Here is a 13628-nt window from a genome sequence, read left to right on the forward strand (position 1 = left end):
CGGACAGTGACCGATCAGACGATGCGAATCGTAGGGCAGCTTTCGCGTTCATCAATCAAGCGGCTGCCTGCATGACGTTCCAGGATGTGACGCTGAAATGCGGCGCTCCACAGGTGATGAGCATCCCCAGAATCCAGGTCCTTCGACGACGCATTCACGACAAGAAACTCATCACAGATAGAGCACTGCCGAGTAACTCCGCCAATTTGCCCGAAGAATGTGAAGTGATTTGCCACGAGATGAGTATGCCGCGGCGCCTCCCGAGGCGCAATTTACGCTGGTAACGGCGAAGTGGGTACTTTTGGAATCCCGCGAAAGTAACTCAAGAAACTGCAGACTAATACGCAAAAGGAGCAAACGCCTGAGGACATACAGTCCTCAGGCGTTCGCGTACTCAACTTGTTGGATTAGCGCTGCGGGATATCGGCTTGCGCTGCCGGACTGACGCTCAATGGGCTGAAGGCCCCGCTCCCCATGAGATCGGGATTGATGTCATTCTCGTGGCTTGGTCCGAGTCCGAGTTTGATCAGAGCGCGGGAATCGGGAACAACTTTGCTCTGCCAACCCTGGTCGGCCTGGAATTTGCGCATAGCTGCTGTGGTTCTGGCGTCCCAGAGGCCGTTTGGTTGGCCGTCCAGATACTTTTCCCGGATCAGCGCCGCTTGAATCTCACGGGCGCGATCACTGGCGATAACCTGCTGTCCGTGATGCTTCCACGCAGACTTACGCAGCTTGCTGAAGCGCGAGTGCTTTGTTGAGCTCTTGCCGCTGGCTTTTGGTGTAACTGCAAAAGCCGGCACACCCATCACAACCGCGACCAGAAACGTAATACCGATTTTTTTGAACCGCATAAGCTCCTCTTTTGAAGCCGAGCTATTCCCTCGGCCCAATTCGGGGATTTCTTAACGGGGTATGAAGCAGCTTACCCGACCGAATGTACCTTTGCACCTGAATATTTTTGGGTCCCCACACACTAGTACCATGTACCTTCGGGTGAAGTTAGGATGCGGGAAGCAAGGTGCAGTTCTGCCCGAAGTCTCAGGATTTTTTGGCTGGATCGCAACTAAGTCTTTGCAATCCAGCCATTTAGCTTTTACGGTAGGGTCCCAGCCAGGAAGATGGTGCTGGCATTTCGTCCCCGGCCCTGACGCACTAGGAAGACAACGTCCTGGCCACTCTTGAGTTGGCCTGTGATGCGCCGGAAGTCGTCGTCGCTGTTCACAGCTTGTTTGTTGACTTCAAGGATCACGTCTCCGCGGCTGAGTCCGATATCTTCCGCGAATGATCCGGGCTTCACTTCGCTGACAATCACACCTTTATTTGCAGGAATCCCCAGCCTATCGGCCATATCCGGGGTGATTGGGCGGACCGAAAGCCCCAACTTTCCGGCTACAGGCTGTTCTTGATTAGCGGAATCTTCTTCGTTTGCCGCTGTATTGCCGTACAACTTGGCACGATCGGCGACGGTAACCGTAGTTTCGGCTGACTTCCCGCCGCGTTCATACCCGATCTTTACTTTGCTACCGGGCTTTTCCGCAGAGATGTTGGCGACGAGTTCGTCACCGGTCTTTACCGGTTTGCCATTCACCGACGTAATGGTGTCGCCGATCTTCAAACCTGCCTGATCTGCCGGGCCGTTAGCCGTAACGCTGGAAACCGTGACCCCGCTCTTGGCCCCGTAGACACGAGCAATCGCCGGATTCGGCTGAGCGCTGAAGGCCACACCGATCGATCCGCGTACGACCTTATGGTCCGGACCGATGAGCTGGTTGTAAACCTCGGCCACGGTGTTCGACGGCAAGGCGAATCCAATACCCTGATAGCCGCCTGATTCGGTGAAGATCGCGGTGTTGATGCCAATCACCTCCGAATTCATGTTCACCAGCGGACCGCCGGAGTTCCCCGGATTGATCGCCGCATCGGTCTGAAGGAAATGCTGGAACTGCCGCCGATTATCGATGTCACGTCCCTTCGACGAGATGATTCCTGCGGTGACCGACTCCTCCAGAGCGAATGGGCTGCCGATCGCAAGCACCCAGTCGCCCACGTTCATCGAATCCGAGTTGCCGAGTTTCGCCGAGGCGAGTGGATGATCCACTTCAATCTTGATGACGGCTAAATCGGTTTCCGAGTCAGTTCCGATCACCTTGGCGTCATGCTGCACGCCCGGGGGATCACCATCGAGTTTCACGCGAATGCGATCCGCTTTATCCACTACGTGCTGATTCGTAATGATGTAGCCCTTAGAGTCGACGACGACTCCAGATCCCAGTGAGTGCTCTGTCGTGCTTCCTCCCCCACCAAACGGGCTTCCACCCTGCCCGCCAAAGAAGCGGTCAAAGAAGTCCTGAAATGGATCGCCATCCTGATCGTCCGGAGGTTGCTGACCGCGTCGCCGCGGCCGGGGAGTAGTAGCCTTCGGCGTGGATTCCGTATTGATATTCACAACGCTCGGCTCAAGCGTCTTCGCAACCTGGCTGAAGGCATTCGACAACTGCTGCGGGGAGGGCACCTTCAACGGCGTGGCGTCAGAGCTATTTACGCTCTTGGTGGCACCTTTTACGCCCTTTTGTATGACGGTACCGATAAGAATGCCGACAAACAGGGTCAGCACCACGAGGATAGTAGACAAGAAACGGTGCGACCGCATTCGATCTCTCAATGACATACGTGATTCCATGATCTTTCCTCGCCAAAAGTTGGCAAACGTCCATTATATCGAGTCAGGCGGGATAGCTTGGACAGCAAGGAAGGCAAATTGATTTTCACTTCTATCAATTAGACGCGAGTTCTGTGGCAATAGACGCATAACCACTGGGAGCGTAAGCACGCGCGGGAATCCGACGTACTCATGTATGCGATCCGTCCTTTTGACGCTTAGCAACTTCTACGCGGCTGCCACTTTACCTGCACCAAGATTCTTACTCGCAGGCTGCTTCGCGGTAATGTTTTGCGCCACGGCCCACGCCGCCGATGCTATCGCCCACGAAATGAAGAACGCCGTCCAAGGCAATCTGGCTTTCGGCGAGGCGGCAATCGCCGGTCCCCAAACCAGAATCGTAAACACTCCGATCATCGCGGCTTCCGCAAACGCGGCCACACGCGGCAAAACCGAGAACAGCACACCGAGGCCGGCGGCGATGTGTCCGGCGCCCGTCAGATACGCCCAGCCTTCACGGTAAGGCAGCCACGCCGGCACGAAGGCCACAGTCTCCTTCACGTAGACGATGTGCGAGAGCCCGATCGGTATGAGCCACACCCCATAAAACATCTTCACGAAACGGAGGGTTTTCTCGCTGCTGAGGAACGTTATTAGCGAGCCTTCTTGCGGCTCCGCCAGCCGTGCGAACAGAAACCAGCCTCCGGCAAATAGGGCGGCAATCTCGCCAAACCCCAGCCAGACCGCCTCCACCCCTGGCGCCACAAACAATGCCGGCAACTTCAAGCACATCCAGATCAGGAGATAGGGAAACAGGATGCGCGCCGCCCACGCTGCCGTAGCTCGAAACAGCAACCCAACTCCGCCGACAACCATGAGGACGCCCGAAGCATACGCAAGAGCAGTCCGTCCTGGGACCCACGCCGCAACCGGCTGCCACACCATCGCAAAATCACCATAGATCAGCGCGAGGACACCCAATCCAACCATCCCGAAGGCAAACGCCGTCAACGGCGGCTGCTGGCTACGAGTCATGGGCGTCAACCTTACTCGAAGAGAGATTTAGTGATCAAGAATTCCGTCCCTGCTTTTGACGAAGCCGGTAAGGACAGGCCAGAACTCTGTATGGAGAACAAATAGCGATAGCGAATAAACGCGACTAGGAGGCCGTGGAGAGGTTTCTGCTGCCTCGAACGTATCCAGGAGCCGCCAAGTTTCTCCGACGCCTTAAAACGTCCCCAATTGCAAATTTCCCACTCGGGCAAAAAATCATTACCGGCGGCGGTAGCCGCTGGTTTCTGTAATAAGGATGAAATCAATCTCTGTCACACTTGCGACGATGGTTACCAGGTGCCCAGCATTTTCAATTATTTGCATGGAGCCATCGAAGCTCTTGTGCGTAGTTTGAGGCAGAATGGTGAGCTTTTTGGGGCACTGAAGCGCAACTTATGAGGCGTTTTGAGGCACTTTAAGGGCATCACAAGGGTTCTCCCTCGCGAACACCGCGCGGGAACGGGGCACCCTTTGTCCGGGAGTCCACTGCAACAACCAACACGGGAAAGTATTGGCCATTTCGTCCAATAATGAAGTACCAAGCGTCCCGAAGTGGAGCGCATCTCAGGCTATCTGGTTTGCATTACAAGGAATAATCCCCTATCTCAGGAGAAATCGATGAATCGAAAAACTCTTAGAACGATCGCATTAAGAAGCTTTGCGCTGGTTGCCGCGTTGGGCGCAGCGTGGCAGGCGCAGGCACAGGACGCCAAAACACCGTATCCGAGCATGGCCCCCCTTGATCAATATCTGATGGCGGATCGGAATGCCGAAATGGCCTTGGCGCGTAGTGCGGCGCCGGAGTCCATCTCGCGCGATGCTGAGGTCCTGGTTCTCGGACGTCACGGTTACGAAACTGCGATTAAAGGGAAGAACGGTTTCGTATGCATCGTGGAACGTTCCTGGACTGCTCCAATCGACGACCCGGGCTTTTGGAATCCGAAGGGGCGTGCTCCGATCTGCTTGAATGCGGCAGCCGCACGCTCCTACTTGCCACGCACGATCAAGAAAACGGACTTGATACTAGCTGGACGTACGAAAGCTCAGATGATTGAGACCATCGCAGCAGCAGTCGACAAAAAGGAATTGCCGGAGATGGAACCTGGGGCTATGTGTTACATGCTGTCAAAGCAGGGCTATCTAAACGATCGCGACGGACACTGGCATCCGCACCTCATGTTTTTCGTTTCACAAGCCGACCCTGCGGCGTGGGGTGCGGATCTGCCGGGCTCTCCCATATTTGCCTTCGACGACACCTGGGAGCGCCTGACTACGTTCCTGGTTCCGGTGCGACAATGGTCGGACGGAACGGCTGATCGCTAAGGCACTGTTTTTTGGGTGCTCGGCAAGATTTCCGATAGTTGTCCCGCGGTCTCTCCATCGGATTCAAGTTGGAAGCTCGCCATGCCGGGTGCCGCACCCTTTACGATTTTTTTAAAAAGTGCCCAATCGAAGTGGCCTTTGAGGAAAAGCTTTCGGAAAGAGTTGCCGACTACACGGAAGTCAGCAATTGCAGCCTTGAACTTTCAAGGAGCTATTCCCGGATTAGCGCCGCGAGTCCGGTGGCACCAGGTTGTTCGCACGATAGTAAACCACAAGCTGGCCATAGTGCTCGCCGCTGTGCTCGATGGCAAACGTCCAGATGGAGGAGCTGTGGGCCAGCCGGTTCCCAAAAAATTTCGATGTATGATCCAGCCCCGCGTCGCCCTGCTGCTGAATCACTTGCGCTCCGTCCGCGACGGCCTCCTCGACGAACTTCACCACATCGGCCTTGGTCTTGAAAACGTCACGCGAAGGATTGTCGCCCTCGCCGAAGTTGGGCCCGAGGTTTGATCCGGAAATCCTCCGTATCAGGACGAAATCCAATGCGGCGGCGTGGAGAAGATTTAAGGCAAAGGTGCGCTGGTCCTTCTGCACCTTGAAGTCGTATTTGTCTTCGGGAAAATCCTTCGCCATGGCGACGAGTTTGTTTCCGATGTCGTTCCACCTGTCCAACATCTCATCGGATCGAGATCGCGCAGGACTCGGAGGTTGGTTCTGCGTTTGGGCCTGACTGAGAAGACCCATTCCGACGGCAGCAAGCAGAGTAACCGCAACTAGCGCAAGCAAAGACCGCTTCATTGGAGATTGCTCCTTATTTTGATCCGCTTTCAGAAATTCCGTCGGGTTAGACGTAGCGCTATTCCCAAAGTTTGAGCAAATCTCGGGATCAAACGGCGAAAAACTTGCATGTGACTGGAACGCGCGGAGCGACAGAAGCAAATGCATTTTTTCATGCGCTTCGCTATGCTACGAAAACATTGGAGCCCATCAGATTCTGCGCGCGTCTAATTCCTGGACTGTTCCCATGTTATTTGACCAGCACCAACCCGGACCCGCTTCCGAAGGCGAAGAAGTGAACCTGCTCCCGCCACCGGAGCTGAACGTGTCGTTATTGCGATCCCTGTTCGCGAACCTGCGCGACCTCGTCTCGCCGAAACGCCTGCCGCCTTTGAAGCTCAGTTCGCGGCCAGTGGATGTCGGCATGCTAGTCGGCGACATCCTCGACGTGCCGTGGTACCGGACGATCTTGAGCAATATTGGCGACGCCATTTCGCCCGATACTCGGCCACCGCTGCAGCTCGAGTCACACCCGGTTGATGTGGAGCTGATCAGCGATCAGCCGGCATGGTGGCGATCGCTGCTACGCAACCTGGCAGACACGGTCGCGCCCGAGCGACAGCCCGCCCTGCGCCTGACCTCAGGGCCGGTGAATCCGCAAATGGCTTCCGAGGTGCTGATCACGCCTCGCTGGTCTTCGCTAATCGAAACGCCCAAAGTCTTTCTTCGTGATCCCTGGAGAGCGCCCCTTGATCGTCCCGAGCCCTTGAATCGTCCGATGCCGGTGGCCGCACCCATACGGACGATACTGGTGCAATTGCCTTCGCTGGACCCGCCTGTTGCCCATGACTTCGACGAATTCGAGCGCAAGCTCGTTGTGCAGCTGCAGCGCTCGATCCGTCGTACCCACATCCGCGAGTTCGTATGGCTCAGCGTTATCGTCGCCGAGGTGATCGCACTAGTGGCGCTGCAGCTAATGCAGCACTGATTTACCTCCAGCTCGGCATTTCCGGCTGGGTGCGCCACCCTTTTTGATTTTTTGCTGACGAACACATGTGCCGGTTCATTCCGGGAAAGCAAGGGCACCGGCCTTAACCGAGTGCCGCGCATTCTGCGGCACGATTGGAGAATAGCCCAGGGTGAAGCGAGCCCGGATTGCCGGCTCGCGAAACCCTGGGTAAGGAGAAGAAAGATTTCTTCCGCGCTGCCGCAGGCCTCAGCGGAGCGCAACGCGCGGAGCGAAGAACAAATGCATTTTTTTATGCGCTCCCCACAGGTGCTCTTATATATAGAAGATAGGAAGACCGGCGGGGGCGGCCGCGTCACTGGCCACCCGAGCCTCGCCCTGCAGGTTAATTGCCGGCGCTCTCCCGTTCCCTCTCCGCTGCAACCTCTGTTCGCTTTGCCTTTTTGGTGCTCTTTCGATCAACCATCCGTGCATAGTCATTCGCGTTGAACGGGTACACTTGAGCCGACTCTTGCCCCGTGGAACTCAGTGTGAGATCCACGCGGCGGTTATACGCCAGCACGATGTTGCCGAACTTCCGGACGACACTCTGGCGGGCTTCATCAGTCAGGCCTGCATTCTCGCTCACGAGTTGTTTGACTTGGTCGGCAGTCAGGTTACTGTCCTTGCCGAATGCGTGAGTCGCAATGTTCGCGTCGGGAATTCCTTGTTCGACCAGGAAGCGCTTGACTAATTCGGCGCGCCGTTCTGACAAGCGCTGGTTGTAGCTCTTAGGCCCGCGCCGGTCAGCGTAGCCAGAAAGAATCAGTTGGGCATCAGGCTTGTAGGCCAGATACTTCTTGAACTCTTCCGCAATTGTCTTAAGCGCCTCTTGTTCGCTCGCGAGCAGCCCCGCTTGAGACTTGCGCGTTCCTGGCTGATCGGTTGGGAAGTAAACGCTGCGCATAGTCAGCGCTCCTGGCTCGATCGAGCCCAGGATGTGCAGCGCAACCGTTTGCGTTTCTGCTCCGCCGCATTCGTTGGTGGCTTTCAGTGTGTAGTTCACTGTCTCATCCACCGGCCCGAAATCACTCTTTTGCGGAGCTACGGTGAAACTGCGGCTGCCGCTGGGATCAACTGTGCCTACTGAATCAATCGATACCGCGGACGCGTTCGAAACCGTCCAGGTTAGCTGCGCTTTGCCGTCTTCGATCACCTGGTTCCCTACGCGCTTGTAGTGGACCTCGTTGGACGAAAGCCCCAGATCCGCCTGAATTGCGCTGTTGACGTCGACCGTCACGCTGGAGGTGGCCGTGCCACCCGGCCCTGATGCCGTCAGGTTGTAAGTCGTCGTTTGCTTGGGCTGGACCGCTACTTCCCCAGAAGCTGTGACCTCTCCAACCGGAGTGATTTCGACTTTAGGTGCGTCAGACGAGGTCCACTTGAGTTGCGAAGTCTCGCCGCAGTTGACTTTCGCTGTGGTAGCTGACAAATCTGCAACAGGCTTCGCAACAGCTACTCTCGCGCTCGCTGTTCCCACTGTAAAGCGTGGTATCGTGCCGAACTTTTCTCCGCGCTTCCAGGGAACAGCCTTCCGGATACCCTTGTGTGCATCCACCACCACGCGCTGATCGGCAGCAACGCTAACCGGGCCAGACCACACATCTTTATCCTTGCTCTGGATGCTCACCTGATAAGTGCCAGGCGGAACCACCAATTCCTGCTTGAATAAAAACTCGTTGTTGAACTCGTCACCGTGACCAACGAAGTAATCAGGTGACTTCCCATTCAGCAGGACTGCGTCCCGGCTAGCTCCTTCGATTGTTATGGCGCCGAAGGGCCCGGAAACCTTGCCGCCAGCTGCCTCCAAAGCGACTTCGAGGACAACTGTCTTTTTCGCTACGACCGTCACTGTGCGGGTCACCGGCTGATAGCCGTAGTTAACCAGTTCAACCTTGTGCTCGCCGGCGCTTAGGCTCAGGAAGCTGTGCTTGCTGGCTTCGCCGATTGCGGCGTTATCTACATAGATGTATGCCTGTTTCGGAGTAACGCGAAAATTGACTTTGCCATTCTGCGCAAAAGCTGAGCTTCCAGCGACCAAAAGCAGCACAACGGTCGATAAAACCCAGCGTGAAATATGACGTTCAAATCTCATGATGATTTCCTTCGTTCAACGACAAGAAAATGTGTTCCAGTCGGAAGTTTCGCTGAGCCGCCCTACAGAGCAGAGCTCCGCTCAAGCCTGAAAGGCAACCGCAGTTCCAAATGCGAGAGGCAAGACAGAATCGCCGAGCAGCACTGGTTTTCAACGATTTACATCGCACCACTGTTTAGTATCCGCGGGGCGAACTCGGTAAATAGGTCGCCCTCAACTGTCATCTGCCAAATGCTCGTCAACGGTTTCTGACTCAGACTTCCAGATAACGGGCCCTCGGCTTTCATCCCCGGCTTTTCATCCCGGTACGTCCTACTTTGCTGTCCTCTGCTTTCCCCCGGCTAGTTTCCACGTCTAGAGTCCCTGAGTGGGAGGGCGCGCTGATGAACTCGTTCTTCGCCGATCTTCGGCATGGTGTCCACCTGTTGAGGAAGGCGCCCGGATTCACCGCCGTCGCCGTCATTACTCTCGCCTTAGGAATTGGCGCGACCTCCGCGGTGTACAGCGTGGTCTACGCCGTCGTTCTGAATCCGTTTCCTTACAAAGACGTCGACACGCTGATGAGCGTTCGCGTATCCGAGCCCGGTCAGGACCGCGGACGCCTCTTCTATGCGCCCTCGCAATTTCTCGAGATCGGGGAGCGGAACACAATCTTTTCGAGCACTATCGCCTCCACCATCAGCGATGTTCTCTGGACCAGCAAGGACGAGCCGCAGCGCCTGCGCGGCAATTTCGTAACGCGCGATACATTTGCGACCATGGGCGTGCCTCCCCTTTTGGGAAGGGCGCTCGCAGCCGACGATTTTCGTCCCGACTCGCCGCCCGCCTGCGTGCTCGGCTACCGCTTCTGGCAGCACCAGTTCGGAGGCGATCCCAAGGTACTCGGCGCCGAGTTGAACCTGAATGGCACGGTCCGCACCGTCGTCGGAGTCATGCCGCGTCCATTCATGTGGCGCGGAGCCGACGTTTATCTGCCCATCGTTTTCCAGCGCGACAAGGTTGTAGAAGGCGTAACCGACGTCCACGTTCTCGGCCGTCTGAGGCCCGGAGTGACAGCGGCGCAGGCGGAAGCCGATCTGCGGCCGATTATCGCCGACCTCCGCCGGCAGGACCCAAAGCAGTTTCCGGAAAATTTTCGCGTGAGTCTACTTTCATTCAAGGAGACCTTCCCCAGCGGAATTCGCAAAGGACTGTGGATCCTGCTAGGCGCGGTCGCCCTGCTGCTGCTCATTGCCTGCGCGAACGTCTCGAATCTGCTGCTGGCCAAGGCCACCTCACGCCAGAGAGAGATGGCGGTGCGCATTGCTCTCGGAGCGAAGCGATCGCGCCTGATCCAGCAACTTTTGACTGAAAGCCTGCTGCTGGCGATTCTCGGCGGCACTTTTGGCGGCCTGCTGGCTTATGGCGGTCTTAAGGCCATCATCGCCATCGTGCCCGCCGGAACAATCCCCGACGAAGCCGTGATCGCGATGAACGTTCCTGTTCTCGCTTTTGCGTGCGCGATTTCCGTACTCACAGCACTTCTCTTCGGCCTGGTTCCGGCGCTTCAGGCATGGACCACCAACCTGGCCTCGGCGCTCAAGGACCGCGACGCCGGAGCGCCGTCGAATCCGCGGCAGCGCTGGATCCCCAGTGCGCTGGTCATCGGCGAGGTTGCGCTCTCGCTCATGCTGCTGATGGGAGCGACGCTGATGGTGCGCGCCCTGCTTGCGGTGGAAGGTGCCGATCTGGGAATCGGCCGCGATCATCTCCTCACCTTCCGTGTTCCCCTGAACGAGCAGCGCTATTCCGACTTGACCCGCCGCGATCAGTTTCTCCAGCAAGTGCTCGAACACGTGCAGTCGGCGCACGGAGTCGAGTCTGTCGGCCTAAATACCTCGATGCACCCTTTTGGGAATTGGCGCAGGCCGGTCGAAGTGGCGGGGACTTCGCAGGCAGATACTCGGCGCATCATGATCCATCAGGTCAACGCCGCCTACACGACGACCGCGGGCATTCCGCTTCTCCGCGGCCGCCTGTTTACCGATGCCGAGGTGTATACACAGCAGCCGTTCGCGCTCATCAATCAGGCTTTCGTTCGCCGCTATTTCGCCGACCGCGATCCCCTCGGCCGTGTCGTTCGCATTCCCGATTTCAAATCTGCGCCCTTTAGCTCACCGGCGGATTCCTTCCAGATCGTCGGCGTGGTCAGAGACACACTCGATTGGGGCTGGGGCTCCGCCGGCGAGAATACTCCCGAGCTCTACATTCCGTTCACCTTCACCGGACGCGCAAGCCGGCTGATGGTGCTCACCCAGGGAGAGCCGTCGTCAGCAGTGGCGGAGATAAGAAAGCAGATCGCCTCGCTCGATCCCAATCAGCCGGTGACCGGCGTTAGCACGATGGAAGCCGAGCTCAGCGAAAACCTGATGTCGCAGCCGCGTTTCAATTTGGCATTATTCGCCACATTCGCCGGATTGGGTCTGCTGCTGGCCGTGGTAGGCGTATATGGGCTGATGTCGCATCTAGTGTCGACGCGAACCCACGAAATCGGCGTCCGCATCGCTCTCGGAGCCGGCTTCCGCCATGTGGCCGGAACCATCCTGCGCGACGGAGCCCAGCTCCTCATTGCCGGAGCGGGCATTGGACTGCTGGGAAGTCTGGCGACTGTTCGGCTGATTCGCGAGCAGGTGTGGCGAGTCTCACCCTTCGATCCGCTGTCGTTCAGCTTGGTCGTCCTCATCCTGATCACAGTCGGCCTGTTGGCATGTTTCTGGCCAGCACTCCGCGCGGCGCGCCTGAATCCCATGGTTGCGCTGCGGCATGAGTGACGGCACGGAAAGAAAACCGAAAACCCGCCTGCGTCGGCTGCATTTAGTCCAGGGCTCCGAGGTGCCGGGCGGGTTCCGTCACTTGAGAGTCAAGTAGAATGAGGCTCGATCAGCACGTGGAGTGACAGCAGCTATGCAGCGGGCATTTCGACTCAATATTCCGGAAACCCTGGATGACGTTTGTGATCCACAACGACTGGCTCTGATCGTCTACGACATGCAGGTAGGGATTGTGAAGCAGATCGAGAACGGCCGGCAGATCACGGACAAAGTTCTTCAGGTCCTCGACACGGCGCGCAAAACGGGTACTCGCATATTTTTTACGCGACACATGTCACTGCCCAGGGAACTCATGGGGATATCACAGTTCCGCATGGCGATGGCCTGGCAGAAGGTGAACAGTGCTGAGGATGTTCATCCCTGGTTTCTACGGGACTCGCCCGGCTTCCATCTCATTCCCGAAATGAATCCGTTGCCGAGCGAAGCAATCTTCGACAAGATCGCCATGTCGGCCTTCGAAGGTACGCCGCTGGATATGGCAATGCGGGACTGCGGGATCACTGCTTTTGCAATCGCCGGCATCGCCATGGAAATCGGCATTGAACCTACGGTGCGCCACGGCGCCGACCTGGGATACATTCCCGTGGTCATCCAAGACGCCTCTGGTTTCGGACATCGCGATGCGGCAGAACGCTCCCTCGCCAGCCTCGAATTCGCAGGTGACGCTTTCCTTACCACCACCGAGACTTTCTGCGACCGGCTTGGACGCACAATCCACCGCACGGGTAGCCTCTCAGCATAACCGGTCCAGTCAGTAGGCAGCCCGGATGGTGTTCCGCGATGAGCCGAGTTCCAACTCCGCGATGTCCAACTCGGCATCTGCTTCTTTCCATGCGCGCTTGAATTCCATCTCGACCAGCCGTGCTGCTTCATCCTTGTGTTGCGCCTTCAGGCTCTCGAGCAATCCAAACAGTGAGCGACCGTTGCGGGGATTCCGCGCGAGGTCCTCTCGAAAGACTTTCTCCGCTTGCTGTGGATTGCCGGACTTCAGCAGCATGGCTCCCAGCGATTCCCGAATAGGAAACGGCCATTCCGGTGGTTCGATGTAGTTGAAACGATCATGGATGCTTGCGGCTTCTTCGTAGTGACGCTGGGCCGAAGAGAAGTCCTTGGCGGATGCTGCGATGCGCGCAGCCAGCATGTGGTCTGCTATTCCCAGCAGGTCGGCAAGCGGATTTTTGTCGACCACGGCGTCTGGGGGAACGGTCGCAAGCTCGGCATGGAGGGCTGCGGAGATCCGTTTCGCTTCGGGAAGATCTCCTTTGGCCGTTGCGGCTAATCCGCGAGCCCACTGCCACGTTCCGTGCTGCAGGCGCAGAGATTTGTCTGGTTCCGGCAAAGCCAGGATGTCGTCCCACTTCCCAAACCGGACCAGGACATAGGTCTTTACCGGAAGAAATCCTTCCACCATCGGCATGTCCTTCAGCGCAGGTTCGACATGAGCCGCAAGTGTGTCTGCCGCGGTTCGAGCTTCGTTATAGCGTCCCGCCATAAGGTCGGCCAAAGCCTGGAAATGGAGGTTGTGGGAGTAGTACATCATCGCGTAGATTCCCGGCTTGTTTGCCGCTTCGCCGAGATAATCGCGGTCCACCTTGGCCGCAACCACGTTTACGTCTGCCGCTGAAACGTAGTCACCGGTGCGCCAGTAGATGTGCGCCGGCATATGCACCAGGTGCCCCGCAGAGAGCTTCAGGTCGCGCAAACGATCTGCAGAGGGCAGCCCGCGCTCCGGAGTCGGCGAAGCCTCAACGGCGTGAATGTAATAGTGGTTCGCCCCGATATGCCTGGGATTTCGACGCAGAACGGATTCCAAAATGGCAATCACGTGTTCCGTATTGGGACCCG

11 protein-coding genes are annotated in these 13628 nt (G+C 57.3%); 4 read left to right on the forward strand and 7 right to left on the reverse strand.

What is annotated here, in order from left to right; genetic code table 11:
* Positions 1 to 14: 14 nt before the first annotated feature.
* The 4 genes from VNX88_02420 to VNX88_02435 form a co-directional block, all read right to left on the reverse strand.
* Positions 15 to 236, reverse strand: a complete 222-nt coding sequence (locus VNX88_02420; protein HWY67487.1) for a hypothetical protein — start codon at positions 234 to 236, stop codon at positions 15 to 17.
* A 171-nt stretch (positions 237 to 407) separates the two neighbouring features.
* Positions 408 to 851 (reverse strand): peptidoglycan-binding domain-containing protein, encoded by a 444-nt coding sequence (locus tag VNX88_02425; GenBank protein HWY67488.1) that lies wholly within the window; start codon positions 849 to 851, stop codon positions 408 to 410.
* 242 nt (positions 852 to 1093) lie between these two features.
* Positions 1094 to 2650: a Do family serine endopeptidase gene (locus VNX88_02430; protein HWY67489.1), complete on the reverse strand. Its 1557-nt coding sequence runs from the start codon at positions 2648 to 2650 to the stop codon at positions 1094 to 1096.
* A 237-nt stretch (positions 2651 to 2887) separates the two neighbouring features.
* Positions 2888 to 3694 (reverse strand): hypothetical protein, encoded by an 807-nt coding sequence (locus tag VNX88_02435; protein HWY67490.1) that lies wholly within the window; start codon positions 3692 to 3694, stop codon positions 2888 to 2890.
* A 636-nt stretch (positions 3695 to 4330) separates the two neighbouring features.
* On the opposite strand from VNX88_02435, the gene VNX88_02440 reads away from it, so the two are divergent.
* Positions 4331 to 5035: a hypothetical protein gene (locus VNX88_02440; GenBank protein ID HWY67491.1), complete on the forward strand. Its 705-nt coding sequence runs from the start codon at positions 4331 to 4333 to the stop codon at positions 5033 to 5035.
* A gap of 222 nt (positions 5036 to 5257) precedes the next feature.
* Here VNX88_02440 and VNX88_02445 read toward each other — a convergent pair whose 3' ends face one another.
* Entirely contained in the window at positions 5258 to 5833 is a 576-nt protein-coding gene (locus VNX88_02445) for a DinB family protein (protein HWY67492.1), read from the reverse strand.
* A gap of 226 nt (positions 5834 to 6059) precedes the next feature.
* On the opposite strand from VNX88_02445, the gene VNX88_02450 reads away from it, so the two are divergent.
* Positions 6060 to 6800 (forward strand): hypothetical protein, encoded by a 741-nt coding sequence (locus VNX88_02450; GenBank protein ID HWY67493.1) that lies wholly within the window; start codon positions 6060 to 6062, stop codon positions 6798 to 6800.
* 364 nt (positions 6801 to 7164) lie between these two features.
* Here VNX88_02450 and VNX88_02455 read toward each other — a convergent pair whose 3' ends face one another.
* Positions 7165 to 8913 carry an OmpA family protein gene (locus tag VNX88_02455; GenBank protein HWY67494.1) on the reverse strand — a complete coding sequence of 583 codons (1749 nt, stop codon included), beginning with the start codon at positions 8911 to 8913 and terminating at the stop codon, positions 7165 to 7167.
* 383 nt (positions 8914 to 9296) lie between these two features.
* On the opposite strand from VNX88_02455, the gene VNX88_02460 reads away from it, so the two are divergent.
* Together VNX88_02460 and VNX88_02465 are read left to right on the forward strand one after the other, a co-directional pair.
* Positions 9297 to 11723, forward strand: coding sequence for an ABC transporter permease (locus VNX88_02460; protein ID HWY67495.1), 2427 nt, complete (start codon positions 9297 to 9299; stop codon positions 11721 to 11723).
* A gap of 133 nt (positions 11724 to 11856) precedes the next feature.
* Entirely contained in the window at positions 11857 to 12525 is a 669-nt protein-coding gene (locus tag VNX88_02465) for a cysteine hydrolase (protein ID HWY67496.1), read from the forward strand.
* 9 nt (positions 12526 to 12534) lie between these two features.
* Here the strand turns inward: VNX88_02465 and VNX88_02470 are convergent.
* A partial coding sequence (locus VNX88_02470; GenBank protein ID HWY67497.1) for a hypothetical protein occupies positions 12535 to 13628 on the reverse strand: 1094 nt, incomplete at its 5' end.

The sequence above is a fragment of the Terriglobales bacterium genome (genome assembly GCA_035567895.1).
GTDB lineage: Bacteria > Acidobacteriota > Terriglobia > Terriglobales > Acidobacteriaceae > Gp1-AA112.

Coding starts and splice junctions, on each gene's coding strand:
- VNX88_02425 (HWY67488.1), bottom strand. CDS start 851: ATGCGGTTCAAAAAAATCGGTATTACGTTTCTGGTCGCGGTTGTGATG.
- VNX88_02450 (HWY67493.1), top strand. CDS start 6,060: ATGTTATTTGACCAGCACCAACCCGGACCCGCTTCCGAAGGCGAAGAA.
- VNX88_02430 (HWY67489.1), bottom strand. CDS start 2,650: ATGCGGTCGCACCGTTTCTTGTCTACTATCCTCGTGGTGCTGACCCTG.
- VNX88_02445 (HWY67492.1), bottom strand. CDS start 5,833: ATGAAGCGGTCTTTGCTTGCGCTAGTTGCGGTTACTCTGCTTGCTGCC.
- VNX88_02435 (HWY67490.1), bottom strand. CDS start 3,694: ATGACTCGTAGCCAGCAGCCGCCGTTGACGGCGTTTGCCTTCGGGATG.
- VNX88_02440 (HWY67491.1), top strand. CDS start 4,331: ATGAATCGAAAAACTCTTAGAACGATCGCATTAAGAAGCTTTGCGCTG.
- VNX88_02460 (HWY67495.1), top strand. CDS start 9,297: ATGAACTCGTTCTTCGCCGATCTTCGGCATGGTGTCCACCTGTTGAGG.
- VNX88_02455 (HWY67494.1), bottom strand. CDS start 8,913: ATGAGATTTGAACGTCATATTTCACGCTGGGTTTTATCGACCGTTGTG.
- VNX88_02465 (HWY67496.1), top strand. CDS start 11,857: ATGCAGCGGGCATTTCGACTCAATATTCCGGAAACCCTGGATGACGTT.